The sequence below is a fragment of the Arthrobacter sp. Soil_C_49 genome (genome assembly GCF_057656635.1).
In genome coordinates this window covers 32,415-46,830 of the sequence record NZ_JBDGJZ010000022.1, presented here as the reverse complement: position 1 = coordinate 46,830, position 14,416 = coordinate 32,415, and the positions used below count along the sequence as shown (strand labels likewise).

The 14,416-nt window shown below is 66.6% G+C and carries 14 protein-coding genes; 7 read left to right on the top strand and 7 right to left on the bottom strand.

Features of this window, described 5'->3' with window-relative positions:
- Positions 1-269 precede the first annotated feature (269 nt).
- Positions 270-1,781 carry an HNH endonuclease signature motif containing protein gene (locus AC3A4Z_RS22405; protein WP_498714473.1) on the bottom strand — a complete coding sequence of 504 codons (1,512 nt, stop codon included), beginning with the start codon at positions 1,779-1,781 and terminating at the stop codon, positions 270-272.
- Between the two features lie 108 nt (positions 1,782-1,889).
- The gene (locus tag AC3A4Z_RS22400; RefSeq protein ID WP_498714471.1) at positions 1,890-2,753 is read right to left on the bottom strand and encodes an alpha/beta hydrolase; all 864 of its coding nucleotides are present in this window, start codon (positions 2,751-2,753) and stop codon (positions 1,890-1,892) included.
- A gap of 160 nt (positions 2,754-2,913) precedes the next feature.
- Here AC3A4Z_RS22400 and AC3A4Z_RS22395 point away from each other — a divergent pair, with 160 nt between their 5' ends.
- A complete protein-coding gene (locus AC3A4Z_RS22395) occupies positions 2,914-4,251 on the top strand; it encodes an amidohydrolase family protein (protein ID WP_498714469.1) in 1,338 nt (445 codons plus the stop codon).
- Between the two features lie 53 nt (positions 4,252-4,304).
- On the opposite strand, the gene AC3A4Z_RS22390 is transcribed toward AC3A4Z_RS22395, so the two are convergent.
- Positions 4,305-4,826 (bottom strand): GNAT family N-acetyltransferase, encoded by a 522-nt coding sequence (locus AC3A4Z_RS22390; protein ID WP_498714467.1) that lies wholly within the window; start codon positions 4,824-4,826, stop codon positions 4,305-4,307.
- A gap of 202 nt (positions 4,827-5,028) precedes the next feature.
- On the opposite strand from AC3A4Z_RS22390, the gene AC3A4Z_RS22385 reads away from it, so the two are divergent.
- Both AC3A4Z_RS22385 and AC3A4Z_RS22380 read left to right on the top strand, forming a co-directional pair.
- Positions 5,029-5,406 (top strand): MarR family transcriptional regulator, encoded by a 378-nt coding sequence (locus AC3A4Z_RS22385; protein ID WP_152683898.1) that lies wholly within the window; start codon positions 5,029-5,031, stop codon positions 5,404-5,406.
- A complete protein-coding gene (locus tag AC3A4Z_RS22380) occupies positions 5,403-6,662 on the top strand; it encodes an MFS transporter (RefSeq protein ID WP_498714466.1) in 1,260 nt (419 codons plus the stop codon). Before AC3A4Z_RS22385 ends, AC3A4Z_RS22380 begins: the two co-directional genes overlap by 4 nt.
- A 14-nt stretch (positions 6,663-6,676) precedes the next feature.
- Here AC3A4Z_RS22380 and AC3A4Z_RS22375 read toward each other — a convergent pair whose 3' ends face one another.
- The 4 genes from AC3A4Z_RS22375 to AC3A4Z_RS22360 all read right to left on the bottom strand — a co-directional run bounded on the left by AC3A4Z_RS22375 (position 6,677) and on the right by AC3A4Z_RS22360 (position 10,109).
- The gene (locus tag AC3A4Z_RS22375; protein ID WP_498714464.1) at positions 6,677-7,144 is read right to left on the bottom strand and encodes an SRPBCC family protein; all 468 of its coding nucleotides are present in this window, start codon (positions 7,142-7,144) and stop codon (positions 6,677-6,679) included.
- Between the two features lie 42 nt (positions 7,145-7,186).
- Entirely contained in the window at positions 7,187-8,116 is a 930-nt protein-coding gene (locus tag AC3A4Z_RS22370) for a 2-hydroxyacid dehydrogenase (RefSeq protein ID WP_498714462.1), read from the bottom strand.
- A complete protein-coding gene (locus AC3A4Z_RS22365) occupies positions 8,113-8,895 on the bottom strand; it encodes a DeoR/GlpR family DNA-binding transcription regulator (RefSeq protein WP_498714460.1) in 783 nt (260 codons plus the stop codon). The genes AC3A4Z_RS22370 and AC3A4Z_RS22365 overlap by 4 nt, the downstream gene beginning before the upstream one ends.
- A gap of 71 nt (positions 8,896-8,966) precedes the next feature.
- Positions 8,967-10,109, bottom strand: coding sequence for a Gfo/Idh/MocA family protein (locus tag AC3A4Z_RS22360; protein WP_498714458.1), 1,143 nt, complete (start codon positions 10,107-10,109; stop codon positions 8,967-8,969).
- Between the two features lie 141 nt (positions 10,110-10,250).
- On the opposite strand from AC3A4Z_RS22360, the gene AC3A4Z_RS22355 reads away from it, so the two are divergent.
- From AC3A4Z_RS22355 to AC3A4Z_RS22340, 4 genes are all read left to right on the top strand, one after another.
- Positions 10,251-11,165, top strand: coding sequence for a PfkB family carbohydrate kinase (locus AC3A4Z_RS22355; protein ID WP_498714457.1), 915 nt, complete (start codon positions 10,251-10,253; stop codon positions 11,163-11,165).
- Positions 11,166-11,190: 25 nt separating this feature from the next.
- The gene (locus AC3A4Z_RS22350; RefSeq protein WP_498714455.1) at positions 11,191-12,075 is read left to right on the top strand and encodes an aldolase; all 885 of its coding nucleotides are present in this window, start codon (positions 11,191-11,193) and stop codon (positions 12,073-12,075) included.
- Between the two features lie 95 nt (positions 12,076-12,170).
- Positions 12,171-13,457, top strand: a complete 1,287-nt coding sequence (locus tag AC3A4Z_RS22345) for an ABC transporter substrate-binding protein (RefSeq protein WP_498714453.1) — start codon at positions 12,171-12,173, stop codon at positions 13,455-13,457.
- Complete coding sequence (locus tag AC3A4Z_RS22340) at positions 13,454-14,413, top strand: carbohydrate ABC transporter permease (protein WP_498714451.1); 960 nt, start codon at positions 13,454-13,456, stop codon at positions 14,411-14,413. The genes AC3A4Z_RS22345 and AC3A4Z_RS22340 overlap by 4 nt, the downstream gene beginning before the upstream one ends.
- The last annotated feature ends 3 nt before the right edge of the window (positions 14,414-14,416 follow it).

Here is a 14,416-nt window from a genome sequence, read left to right as displayed (position 1 = left end):
CACAGGCACCCGCTGGTCGAGCGGGCAGCGCACAGGCACCCGCTGGTCGAGCGGGCAGCGCACAGGCACCCGCTGGTCGAGCGGGCAGCGCACAGGCACCCGCTGGTTGGGCGTGACTGACAGCGGGAGGTTAGGGAGCGGCTGGGGAGCCGACCCGTGTGGCCGATCCTGCGGCTGGGCGGAACCGATTCGGTGGTTGAGCTCGGGGCCGACGGCCGCCGGCCTCCCCGGCCGAGCGCGGAGGTCAGGGAGCGAAACCCGGCGACGAGTCAGGCGGGTGGGGCGTGCAGGAACCACTCGAGTGCTTCTTCGCCTGGGGAGAGCCCAAGGTAGATAAAGTCCGGAGGATCCGCCGAGGCTTCGTGCAGTTGCCTGGGCCAATGTGGTGGTTCCCAGTCGTGGTGTTCGGTTTTGTAGTGGCGGCCGGTGGGTGAGGTCCAGCCCGGTGGTTCGTTTTGGGTGGCCGGGGTGGGCGTCCATCCGGTGGCATGTTTGAGGCGGTGGTGTTTCGGGCAGAGCTGGGCCAGGTTACTGATCCCAGTGGTGCCGCCGTGCTGCCAGGCTTGAAGGTGGTCCGCCTCGTTGTCCAGGGAGGGGTTATTGCAGCCGGGGAAGGTGCACTTACCGTCCCTGAGCTGCAGTACCTTCTTCATCGCTTTGGTGAGCCGGTAGCTGGTGCGGCCGATTTCCAGCGGCGCCCCGTCCCGTGGATCAACGAGCACCCGGTAGAACGAAGAGGCGCCACCGTCGACGAGTTTGCGGGCAATGGACGCAGGGATCGGGCCGTAGCCGTCCAGATTCGCCGGTTCGTCCGTGGCGCCCAACAGCGCGAACACCGGCACGGTGACCAGGACATCCGCCTTGGGTACCGGGACGTCGCCCAACCCGGCACCTGCGTGGGTTTCACCCGGCTTGCCTGCAGCCGCGTTGCTTTGTTCTGTGCTGGTTTCCGGGCCGGGTTGAAGTGCGGTTCCGGCGCCGAGCAGGACGCTGGCGGCGATGTCGGGGCGGAGTTGGGTGATGGTGCGGGGTTCGTTGGGGCCTTGGAGGCCGCGGGCGAGGGCGGTGGTGCGGTTCCAGATCGCTGAGGCCTGGTCCGCGGGAACGTAGAGGGAAACCCGGGCCATGCCGTCGCGGTCCGGGATGTATTCCATCCGCCGGTCCGCCACACCCTTGGCGTGGCGTTTTTCGATGGATTCCGGGTGGTGGCGTTCCCGCCAGTTCCTGGCCTTGGCACGAAACCGGTACGCCGGCAACTCCCCGACCGGGGTGGCCGTGGGCGGCCGGGGCACGTCGGGGTCCAGGAAGTGTGCCTCCAGTGCCGCCGCGCCGGCGGGGTCAAGGCCGGCGGTTTCCTCCGCCATGACCAGGGCGTGGGGCCAGGTGATCGTTCCTGCCTGCAACGCCGAGAAGGCCAGCGGCAGCTCTTTGGTCACGGTGTGGGAGGCGGCCAGGAACGCACCGGCGGCCCGGGGCCCGAGGGCCAGGAGGGTGCCGATTTCCGCGGCGACAGCCGTTTCCAGCGCCTGCACCGGCATGTCCGGCCCCGCGATGGCCTGGGCAGTGTCCGCATACGTCACGGCAGCCCGGGCCTTCACAGCCGCGATCCCGGCCTCCGCCACCCGCGCCCCCGCAAGGATGTCCAGGCACCCATCTCCCAGTCCGGCCAGCGGATCAGCAACGGAGAAGGGCTCCGCACCACACCCCTCCGCCTCGGCGTTGAGCACGGCAAGGGCGGCATTGATGTCCTCAAACGCCTTCACCACCGCCGCTTTCCCCATAAACCCATCATCACAAGGGGGTCTGACAATTTGGCGGCGCTAAGAGGCACAGGGACCTGAAGCGAAAAGCAAAATAGGGCAAGAAGATATGACCCGCGCCCAGTGATCCTAGACCCGCGTCCAGCCGACCTTCCCCAACCACGCCCGCAGGATCGGCAGGACCACAGAACTGTGCATCGCGCTGAGGTGTTCCAACCCGGGCAGGACCTGGATGTCCCAACCGGCGGCGACCAGCGCATCGCGGTGCCTGGTAAGTGGCGCACCAATACTGACCCGGACGCCGCCCCACTGCTCGCTGTAGTCGATCTGGTCGTTGGCCCCGGCAAACGCGAGGCGGGACAGGCCGGGCGGTACCGGAGCACCGACGTCGTCGAAATCCTGCAACGCCTCATAGAGGGTGACGAACTGGCGGGTCTGCGCCTCGGTGGTCTGCACTGTCACAGAGTCCCAGTCCCCCGGCTCCGCTTCGGCAAGCGGAACGGCAGACGGATCCGGCGCCTGGGTGGACGCGGCATGCGCGGCACGGGTCACCGCAAGCATGCTCCGGTAGGGCCCGTCCCACGGCGGAAAGCCACCCATGGCGAGCGTCCGCAGGCGGTCCGTGCGGAGGGCTAGCTGAAGCCCGGCGAGCGCGAGCCAGGAGTACCCGTAGTAGCCGAAATCATCCGCACCACCGGCGTCAGCGATCGCGAGAAGGTCGGCGGTAAGGTGATCCGGCGTGAGGGTCTCCGCTGCAGGGTGGACCATCCGATGCCCCTCGTAGTCCGCCACAATCAGCCGGTTCGATCCGGAAAGCCCGGCAACCAGGGCCGCCCCCAGGTCCGGGTCCCCGCCCCACTTCCGCATCGTCTCGGCCTCGTCCGGCGGATACGGTTCAAGCCGGACAGGGAGCAGCATGGCGGGGCCTGCACCGTGGACGGTGACCCGAATGCCAGACCCGTCATGGAGGAAAGCATCGACAGGTGCAGCCATAAGCAACCCTTCCTCTGGACTTTGCAACCAGTTTCAGGATGGCACCGAAAACCGGCCACGTCCTGGCTGGGATCCCAGAACCGCCATTCAGTTCGGGCGGGTACGCGCGTAGCATCGTCGGAGCCCGCGTCCGGATGGGCAATTCGCCAGCAAGGAGACAATGATGTGCCTTCATGACCACACCTCCGCCCCCACACCCCAAACCAAGCTTCCCCGCCGCGGAATCCTCGCCGGCGCCGCAGCACTCGCCGGGATCTCCGTAGCCACCCTCGCCGCGCAGCTCGGCGGCGCCCCTGCCGCACACGCCGGAGGCAAGCCCTCCGGCCTCAACTACCCCGGCAGCCCCCTCACCCATCCCCCGCTGATCATCGAAGGCGGCACCATCGTCGACCCCGAGACCGGAGACGCCGTCGAGGACGGTGTGCTGGTGCTCGACGGCGGCAAGGTCGCCGCTGCGGGCACGCGCGACGAGACGCGAAAGGCGGTGGCCGCCGTCGCCGGCCGTGCGCAGGTCCTGAACGCCGCCGGCCGCTGGGTGCTCCCCGGCCTGGTGGACGTGCACGTGCATGCGAACGCGCTCGCCGACGCCCGCGCCATCCTGCAGGGCGGGGCCACCAGCGTCCGCAGCGGCTCGAGCAGTTTCTACCAGGACGTGGCACTCGCAGCCCTCCCGGAGTGGGCGCCAGGAGTCTCACCTCGGATGACACCGGCCGGCCTGTTTATCTCCCCGGACCTGGGCGACTCGCTCCTGGCCGATCCCGATCTCGCACCGCTCGCCACGCTGTCGAGCGGGGTCAAGGAACCCTCGGATCTGGCATATCTCACGCGCGTGAACCTGCAGCGTGGAGCCAAGGTCATCAAGACCCGCGCCAACCCCCGCGCCGGGCTGCCCGAGCAGGATCCGCGCGAGCTGGTCTACAACCAGGAGCAGCTGTCCGCCGTGGTAAAAGCCGCCAAGGGCGCCGGCGTCCTGTGCCACGCCTACAGCGCGGAAGGAATCGACGGAGCGGTCCGGGCCGGGGTGCAGAGCATCGAACACGGCGTTTTTGTCACGGAAAGCACCATCGCAGAGATGGCACGGCGCGGGACCTACTTCACGCCCACCATGGATGCCATCACCAGCATGGCAACATCGACGAACCCCATTCTGGCGGCGCGCGGCAAGGAGTACACCCCCATCCTGCAGGCCGCGGTGCGCGCCGCGAAGGAGGCAGGCGTGACCATTGTGGCGGGCACCGACTCCTTCGGCACCGACGTCACACCCATCGGCACTGAAGCCCGTCTGCTCGCCGAAGCCGGACTCTCGCCGCTTGAGGCGCTGCAGTCCGCCACCGTGCACGCCGCCCGCCTGCTCGGACAGGACGACGTCGGGCGGCTGGTCCGCGGATCACTCGCCGATGTGGTGGTGGTCGACGCTGATCCACTCTCCGACGCTTCCGCCCTCGAGAAGGTGCGCGTTGTAGTGGCGCAGGGCGCAGTGGTGCGGAACGGGCTCTAACTCCCGCCGGGCGGCCGGCCGGCCGGGCCGCACGGGCCCGCGGCAACGAGGGATCAGTTGCTGGTCCGCTGCTCCACCGGCCGCCCAGTCCGGACCATCCGCATCTCCGGCAGGGCTTCCCATTCGGGCGGGAGCAGGCCCCGCCTGCCGTCCGGCCGGAAGCCATGCCTGCGGTAGAAGGCCTGCGCCCGAAGGTTGTCCTCCAGCACCCACAGGTACGCCGGTGACTCCCCGATCGCGGCATCCACCAGGGCCGAGCCCAGACCGAAGCCCTGTGCCCGCGCCAGGATGTAGATGGAATACAACTCCAGCGGAACGGGACCATCCTCGTCCCGTCCGGTGCCGGCGTCGGCAAACCCCACCACCTCGTTGTTGGCGTCCACGGCGATCACGCGCGGGTCCCCCACGTCGAGGTGATTCCGACGGCGGGCCACCCGTTCCGGAATCGCCTCACGGCGGGCTGCGAAGAAGGCCGGGGACAACAGGTGCGGATAGCACTCCTCGTGCGCCAGCGTATGCATCAGCACTATTGCTTCGGCATCGTCAGGAGTGGCCTGGCGAAGTACGTAGTCCATGCCCCAGCGTAACCAGTGATGCACGTCAACCCCTTCAACCCTTGCCCCCGGCGGAGTGCAGCAGCATACTTATTAGCAGGACTAATTAGCATTGCTAAGCATTTTCAGGAGGCGCAAAGCCACAGTGACCAGCACCGCGAACGTCATACCCAAAGATCCGATCACCGCTGATAACCTCGCCATCGAGCTGCGCACCGCCGTGATGCGCACATCCCGCAGGCTCCGCGTTGAAGCGACCGGTGATGTCATCACGCCGGGCCAATACACAGTGCTGGCCCAACTCCACGGAAGCGGCGCCGCCACGCTGCGCGAACTCGCGGAGCGGGAGCACGTGCAGGCCCCTTCGATGACCCGCATCGTCAATGCGCTCGCCGACCAGGGCTTTGTGTCCAGGGCCGCAAATCCCGACGACGGCCGCCAGGTCCGCGTGGACATCACCGACGCGGGCCGCGCCGTCCTGGCTGAGGCCCGGAACCAGCGCACCGCCTGGCTGGCCCAGCGCGTCGCGGGACTCAGCGAGGAAGACAGGCTGGTCCTGAGCCGCGCGGCCCACATCATGCAGGAGATGAGCGGCAAATGAGCGCCATGTTCCGGGCCTTGGAAAACCGCAACTACCGCATCTGGGCCGGCGGGGCGATCGTGTCCAACATCGGCACCTGGATGCAGCGGGTGGCGCAGGACTGGCTGGTCCTGACGGTCCTCACCAACCATTCCGGCGCCGCCCTGGGCATCACCACCGGCCTGCAGTTCCTTCCCATGCTGCTGCTGGGCCCGTACGGCGGGGTGCTGGCGGACCGTTACCGCAAGCGCATCATCCTGCTGTGGACACAGGTGGCCATGGGCGTCACCGGGCTGGTGCTGGGACTCCTGGTTGTCACGGGCACCGCCCAGCTCTGGCACGCCTACCTGGCCGCGCTGTGCCTTGGAATCGCTGGGGCCATTGACGCGCCGTCGCGCCAGGCATTCGTTTCCGAACTCGTGGGGCAGGACAACATCTCCAACGCGGTGGCACTGAACTCCGCATCCTTCAACACCGCCAGGCTTACCGGCCCGGCCATCGCCGGCGTGCTGATCGCCTGGGTGGGCACCGGCCCGGTGTTCCTGCTCAACGCGGCAAGCTTCGCCGCCGTCATCATTTCGCTGTTCAGGATCCGGACGTCCGAACTGGCCCCCGCCGTCCGGCCGTCCCGGAGCAAACACCAGGTGGCGGAAGGCGTGCGCTACGTCCGCCAGAGGCCGGACCTGGTACTGATCCTCTTTATGGTGGGCATTTTGGGCGCCTTTGGCATGAACTTCCCCATCACCAACGCATTGATGACCACCACCGAGTTCGGGGTGGGGCCCGGCGAATTCGGGCTCCTCGGCTCCATCATGGCGGTGGGCACGCTGGCCGGAGCGCTGCTTGCGGCGCGCAGGGCCGGCCCGCGGCTGCGGTATCTCCTGGGCGGAGCGCTGGGCCTTGGCGCTTTCACGCTCCTGGGCAGCGTATCGCCGTCGTTCTGGCTCTACGCCGCCGTCCTGATCCCGGTGGGCCTGGCGTCCATCACGTTCCTGAACAGCTGCAACACCACCATCCAGCTCTCGGTGGAGCCCCAGTTCCGCGGACGGGTGCTGGCCCTTTACCTGGCAATCCTGCAGGGCGGAACTGCCGTTGGTGCCCCGCTGATGGGGTGGATCGGCTCCGAGTTCGGTGCCCGCTGGTCCGTAGCCGCCGGCGGTGCAGTGGTCCTGCTGACCGCACTGTTCGCCATCATTGTGGTAAGCCGCCGGAACAGCCTCAGCCTCCGGGACAACCTGCGGCTGGTGTTCCGCAGAAGGCGCGAGCCGGCGGTATAACTGGCCGCCGGGAGTCAGCTCTTCTGAGCCGCGACTGCTTCGGACAGTGATTTCAGGCCGCGTTCGAAGTCCGACCCCACCAGCTTGTCCATGTTCATAAAGAGTGCGAACAGCTTGGCCGCGCCCTTGTTTTCCCCGGTCATCACCCAGCTGACCTCGGTGCCGCCCGGTACGGGGGTGAAAGTGAAAGTGGTCGGATTCAGGGCCTTGAAGGGCTTGGTGAACTGAAGGCGGACGTGAATCCGGCTGGACGGCTCGGATTCGACGATCTCCATGGTTCCGCTGCCCGCTTTTCGGTTGCCGCTCCACTCATAGCCTGCGCCCACACCTGATTCGCTGCCGAAGTAGCGCCGGCTCATGCCCGGATCCACGGTCTCCCACGGCGACCATTTGGTCCACTCGTGGAAGCTGTTGACCAGCGGAAAGATGTCTTCGGCAGGGGCAGGAATGACCGCGCTGCGGCGGACTTCATAGGTGGACATGGCCCTAAGCATAGGAGCCGCGCCAGGTTCTGAGTAGACCGCCTAGTCCGGCGCGCCGCCCAGCACCACGTTCAACGGCTCCTTGCCCTCCAGCATCAGCCCGATCTGCTGCTTGACCAGGCGGACCATGCGCGGGAACATCGCCGAACTCGCCCCGCCCACATGCGGTGTGATGAGCACGCCGGGCGTGGTCCACAGCGGATGTTCGGCCGGCAGCGGCTCCGGGTCTGTCACGTCCAAGGCTGCCCGAAGCCGGCCGGACGACGTCTCCGCCAGGAGCGCATTGGTGTCCGCCACCGGTCCTCGTGCCACGTTCACCAGCAGCGCGCCGTCGGGCATCGCCGCCAGGAACTTCGCGTCCACCAGCTGCCGGGTCTGCTCGCTCAAGGGCACGCTCACCACCACAATCTCGTGCAGCGGCAGCTGTTCATACAGCGAGTCAATCCCGAAAATCTTTCCGGCGGCGTCCTCGCGTTCGCGGCTGGCCATCCGGGTCACCTCGGTTTCGAACGGCAGCAGCCGGGCCTCGATGGCCTTGCCCACTCCCCCGTAACCCACCAGCAGCACCCGCCGGTCGGCCAGGCTGGGCCGCTGGCTGTTGTCCCAGGTCCCGGTGGCCTGGTTCCGGGCAAAATCGGCCATGCCGCGCTGGCTGGCGATCATCATGCCCAAGGCGAGTTCCGCCGTCGACGTCTCATGCACTCCCGCTGCGTTGGCGAAAACGCACCCGTTGGGCAGCACGTCCGCCACGCCGTCGTACCCGATGGACTGGCTTTGGACCAGCCCGACATCCACGCCGTCCAGGGCCGCCAGCGCACCCGGCTTGCCCATGTAGGGCGGCACCAGCAGGTCGAGCCGGCCCTCCGGAGCAGGCCCTGTGAGGTCCCACAGGAGAAGTTCGACGCCGGCCGTCCCCTTCAGAGCATCCATGAGCTTCTGGTCGGGCAGGGCTACCCGCAGCGGCGCGGTCATGCCGCCACCACGAGCTTGACGTTGGCCGCACCCAGCGCGTCCTCAATCATTGCCGGCGGGGGCGCATCGGTCACCAGGACGTCCGCTGCGTCAAAGGCGGCCAGCCGCGCCAGTGCGTACCGCAGCATTTTCTGGTGGGTGGCCACAACAACCACCTGTTCCGCAGAGTTCATGAGGGCGATCTTAGTGGCCCGCTCCACGTCCCGCTCAATGTAGAACGCCTCGTCGTGAATCCCGCTGACGCCAATGAATGCCGTCTTCGCGCGCAGCCCGGCAGCGGCACTGACCGTCATGGGTCCGTTGAACGCCTGGCTGTCCAGCAGGAGCTCACCGCCCAGGCAAATGGTCCGCGCCGCCGTCAGCTGCAGGCACCGCTGGATGGCCGGCGCCGAGTGGGTGATGATGGTGCCGGTGAAGGAAGTAGGCAGCTCCTGGGCAATCTGGTAGGTGGTGGTTCCCGCGTCCAGGATGATGGCGTCCCGCTCGCCGATCATCGACACGCAGGCCCGCGCCACCCGTAGCTTCGCGTCCGAGTCTTCCCGCACACGCGCCGCGAAGTTCGCGTTCTGCCCGTGCCCATCGACCGCACTGACGCCGCCGTGGACCACCCGGGCCAGGCCCAGCTTGGACAGGACGCGGGTGTCGCGCCGCACGGTCATGTCCGAAACTGCAAACGTCTCCGCCAGGTCGGTCGTGGAAATGAACCCGCGCCTGCCCAGCTCGTCCAGGATGGTGCGCTGCCGGGACGTCAGCGCACCCTCTTTCCGTGCGGTGCCCATAACCCCTTCTTTCCTCCCCAATATGCCGGGCCGCAGCCAGGCGGAGTGTTGCAATTCCAACACCAATCTACTTACGAACGTACCCCGGAAGCGGCAATCGTAAGCTCCACGGGGCGGCCTTCCGTAATAGAACGTTCGGCAGCCAGGCCCATCCGGACAGATTGCAGGCCGTCGGCCACTGTTACTTCCACGGGCCCTTCACCAAGAATCGCCTTCCGGTAGCCAAGGTGCTCGTAATAGGTGGAGCCGTGGTGGGCGCCGGCAGCGAGCACTGCCTCATCCACCGGAACCTCATGCTTTTCCGGACCCAGCGGCGAGCGCGGGCTGAACTCCACGGTGGCTTCTGCCTCATCTCCGGGAATCCAGTGATTTGCCGCCACCGGGATGAGCGTCTCAATCTTGGCCGCATCACCCACAATGGAAATCCGCTCCTGGAACTTGGACCCTTCGGCGAACATGGACAGCTCCAGCATGGCCCGGCGGCCGCCCCTGAAGTCCACAATCACGTAGGCGTTGTCGATCATGTCGGAAACACGGCCGTCGTACACCTCGTCCATGTGGTTTACGTCGTGGCCGCCGCTCGCGTAGACGCGGACGGGCTCGTCCTGCAGGATCAGCCGCATAAGGTCGAAGAAGTGGCAGCACTTTTCCACGAGCGTGCCGCCGGTCCGTTCCGCGAAGCGGTTCCAGGCGTCCACCTTGTGCAGGAACGGGAAACGGTGCTCCACGATGGAGAGCATATGGATGTTGCCGAGCTTGCCGCTGTGCGCGGCCTGGATGACTTCCTGCACCGGCGGCATGTAGCGGTATTCCATGGCAACCCAGACCGGCGCGGTGTAGTTGGCGGCAAGCTGCTCAAGTTCGTCCGCCTGCCCGGCGCTGGTGCACACCGGCTTTTCCACCAGGACCGGGAGGTTGGTTCCGCTGGCGAAGATGTCCTTCAGGATGCCCAGGTGCGTGTCATTGGGGCTGGCGATGACCAGCGCATCCACCAGGCCGGAGGCCAGCAGTTCCTGATGGGACGGGAAAGTCTGCACCTGGTAACCGATCTCCTTCACGGTCTCTTCCAGTGAGGCCTGCGTGGGATCGGAGACTGCGGTGATGGTGCTTCCGGGGATCAGGGCAAGGTTCCGGACGTGTTCGCGGGCCATATGGCCGGCTCCGATGAGGCCGTAACGAATAGTCCGGACCGGTTCCGCAGAAGGCAATGACATGAGCTGCTCCGTTTTCTCTACGTTGAGGTGGGGGGACCGCGGCGTTGCATCCCAAACACAACTATACAGAAAGTGTTGTTTTTCCAACATAGCGTGTGTATATTTCTTCAGTATCAGCCCGGAACTACAACGAGGTGGAACGTGCCCCAACCGTCAACCGGAACCCTGCTCTTCGTAGGGTGCGCCACCCTGGACGCGATCGCCCTGGTCCAGGACTACCCCGCCGCGGACAGCCGCACCATCGCTTCAGACTTCGCGACCGCCGGCGGCGGCCCCGCAGCCACGGCCGCCGTTGCGGCCGCCCGGGCCGGGGCCACTGCAGCCTTCGCGGGCGTCCTTGGCACCGATGAAGAAGGCGACCGCATCATTGCCGGACTCAAGGCGGAAGGCGTGGACACCTCCGCCGTCATCCGCGACCCGGGCGTCAAAACGGGCGCCAGCGTGATCGTGGTCAGCCAGGCCACCGAAAGCCGGGCCATCGTGACCCGCCCCGTCCCGCCGGTCAGCTTCCCCGCCGGCAGCCGGTTCTTTGACCTGCTGGCAACCGCAGCCTGGGTCCACGTGGATCACCTGGGCTGGAACGCCGTGGCGGCAAAGCCGGGCTTCAAGCCCGGGAGCCTGAACATCAGCGTGGACGCCGGCAACCCCATCCCTTCCTTCACCCCCGCCGGCGTCGCCTTGTATGTGCCCACCATCGAAAGGCTCTCGGCCGAATACGGTGAGCACCTCTCCCCCGAGGCGCTGCTTAAGAAAGCAGTGGACGACGGCGCTTCCGCCGTCGTCGCCACCGCCGGCTCCCAAGGCGCCTGGGTCATGGAACGGGGCGGCACTGCCGTCCACATTCCCGCAACCCCGGCCACCATCGTGTCCACCCTCGGCGCCGGAGATGTGTACCACGGCGCATTGCTCGCCGCCGTCGCAGCGGGTCTTCCGCTCGTGGAAGCCGCCGCCTTCGCCGGCCGCACCGCCTCCGCCTCCTGCGGGGGCTTGGACGGCCGCTCCGCCATCCCGCACCAGACCATCAACCCTGTCCTAGCCTCCAACCTGCCCGCCTAAAACGCCCAGCTGAAAGAAGCAGCCCATGAGCCCCACAGACCTCTCTCCCCTCCAGCGCCCGTCAGGCGCTTTCGCAATGCTCGCCGTTGACCAGCGCGAAGCGATGCGCAACATGTTTGCCGAGCACACAGACCAGCCCGTCACCGACGACGACCTCCGCGATTTCAAACTTGAGGCCGCCAGGATCCTCACCCCCTACGCCTCCGGCATCCTGATCGACCGCCAGTTCGCACTGGACCAGGCCATCGAGGCCGGCGTGGTGGACCCCAACTGCGGGCTCATCGCTTCCGCTGACCACTTCGAGTCCGCCCACGGCGAGCTGGTGGGCGAGGTGACCATTGACCGGCTGGTGGACCCGCACAAATACAAGGCGCTGGGCGTCAAGGCCCTCAAGCTGCTGGTGCTCTACCGCCCGGACGAGCCCGCCGACGGCCGGGTGGCGATGGTCTCCGAATTCGTGGAAAGCTGCCGGTCCGCCGGATTGATCAGCATTATCGAGCCCGTCTCGCGCAAGCCCCTGGCCGGCGGCGATTTCGACTGGAACGCCGGCATCCTGGCTGCCGCCAAGGAACTTGGCAGCCTGGGCGCCGACCTTTACAAGGCTGAGGTCCCTTTCAAGGGCCAGGCCTCCGAGGCGGAGGTCCGGGCGGCGTGCGCCGAGCTGACCAACGCCATCGACGGCCCCTGGGTTGTCCTCTCCTCGGGCGTTCCCGAGGACGTCTTCCCCGACGCCGTCCGGTGGGCCTGCCTCGAAGGCGCCAGCGGCTTCCTCTCCGGACGCGCAGTTTGGGCATCCTGCATCGGCGCCCCCGACGTCGTTGAATCCCTGTCCACGGACGCCGTCCGCCGGCTGCAGCGCCTCTGCGCCGTGGTGGACGACGTCGTATCCGCCCAAAGGACTAACGCATAGCGGCCCCCCGCAAAGCGCCTCAGGGTCCTGGCCGGGCACCCCACTTTTTCGTAGTCAAGCAATAAGGCATAGCAAAACTCAACGAGGAGAATACTGTGAGTCAGATTTCACGCAGGCAGGCCATCGCCATTCTTGGTGCCCTGGGCTTCGGCGCTACCGCAGCAGCGTGCGCCGGCCCCGGGGGCTCCACCGCTCCTGGCGGTGCCACCGGGCCCGCCGCCCCTGCCACCGGTGACATCACCGGCAGGGTGTCCTTCGCCCACTGGCGCGGTGAGGACAAGGCGGTCTTCGACGAACTCATCAAGCGCTTCGCCGCCATGCATGACGGCGTAGAGGTGGCCCAGGACATCTCCACCTCCAACGACTACAACGCCCAGGGCCTGCAGAAGGTGCGAGGTGCCGCCATCGGCGATGCCTTCGCAACCTTCCGCGGAGCGCAGTTCAAGAACTTCACCGAGGCCGGAATCTACACCGAGCTCAAGGACAGCAAGGCTGTTTCCAACTACCAGGAAGGCCTGCTGTCCGCCGGGAAGTCGGGCGAGAGCCAGTTGGGCCTGCCGTACCAGGTGGTGTTCCCCATGCCCCTGGCCAATGTGGACCTGTTCGAGAAGGCGGGCGCGGACCTGGCCCCGAAGGACTGGGATTCCTTCATGGCCATGTGCGAGAAGCTGGCCGCCTCCGGCGTCGTTCCCATTTCCTGGCCGGGTGGCGACGTTGGAAACGGCGGCCAGCTGTTCAACTGCATGATCGCCAACAACGCGCCCGTGGATGACATGTGCGCCCAGATCGAGCAGGGCAAGCTCAAAGTCACCGACGATTGGTTCATCAAGATGCTGGGTCAGTACAAGGACCTGGTCCCGTACCTGCAGTCCAACGCCACCGGCACCGCCGTGGAACCTGCGCAGAACCTGTTCTCGCAGGGCAAGGCCGCCATGCTGGCCACCGGCTCCTACCACATCGCCGCAGTCCGCGGCCTGGGCGCCCAGTTCCCCATGGAGCTGGTGTTCCCCAACACGTCGGACGGCAACGCCAAATACGAGGGCGTCTACAACGCCACCTTCATCCTGGGCGTGAATTCCGCGAGCAAGAACCAGGCCGCAGCCGCAGCTTGGATCGATTTCCTGTCCGAGCCGGAGAACGCGGGCTACTACGCGAACCAGACGGCCCAGCACGTGTCCGTCAAGGACGTCGACTACACGAACCCGGACCTCAAGCGCCTGAGCCCCTGGCTGGACAAGAAGACGGCCCTGGCCGCCCGGTTCCAGTTCCAGAACCTGGACGTCCGCAACGCCGTGGAAGCCAGCGCGACGGCGGTCATCTCCGGCACCAGCCCGGAGCAGGCAGCCGAGGCAGCCCAGAAGATTGTTGACGAACGGCTATGAGCATCCATCCCGGAACGGCTGCGAAACGAAAGGCGCCGGACAGCCGGACCGAAAACGGCGCAGCCAGGAAACGCCGCTCCCCTACGCGGGTGAATCCGGCGCTGTACCTCTTCCCGCTCCCGGCCGTCGCCATCATCGCGTTCTTCCTGGTGATGCCTACCCTGCAGGCGTTCCAGTACGCAATCACGGACTGGAACGGCTTCTCGGCGGCGTTCAACTACGTGGGGCTGGACAACTTCGTCCGTGCGTTCACCAAGGACTCGCTGTTCACCAATGCGTTGACCAACAACCTGAAGTTCGTGCTGCTGGTGGTGATTGCGCAGACGCTGTTCTCGCTGGTCCTGGCCTTGCTGCTCACCAGGAACTCCCGCGGCAGCATCCTGCTGCGGGCACTGTTCTTCTTCCCCACCATCCTGTCCTCGGTATCCGTGGCCTTCATCTGGAAGTTCATCTACGATCCCAACTTCGGCCTGGCCAACTCTGTCCTGGGCGCAGTGGGGCTGGAGGCGCTCCAGGGCTCCTACCTTGGCAACAACGCCCAGGCCCTGTACTGGGTGGCCGTCACGCAGGTCTGGTTCCACTCGGGCCAGATGATGGTGGTCTACATCGCCGGCCTGCAGGCCATCCCGCGGGAACTCTACGAAGCCGCCGAAATGGACGGCGCTGGCAAATGGCAGCAGTTCAAGTCCATCACCTGGCCGTTCGTGGCCCCGGCAACATCCATTGTGGTGGCCTACACCACCGTGCAGTCGTTCAAGGCCTTCGACCTGATCCTGGGTATCGCGGGCAACCCGCCCAAAAGCTCCCTGGACATCCTCTCCACCCGCATCTACAGCACCTTTGCCAACTCGGAGTTCGGCTACGCTGCCGCCCAGTCGATCATCTTCATGGCAATGATCGCCCTGGTCACCTGGCTCCAGCGCCGGCTGCTCCGGCTGACCCCGAAGGGGGAATGACAG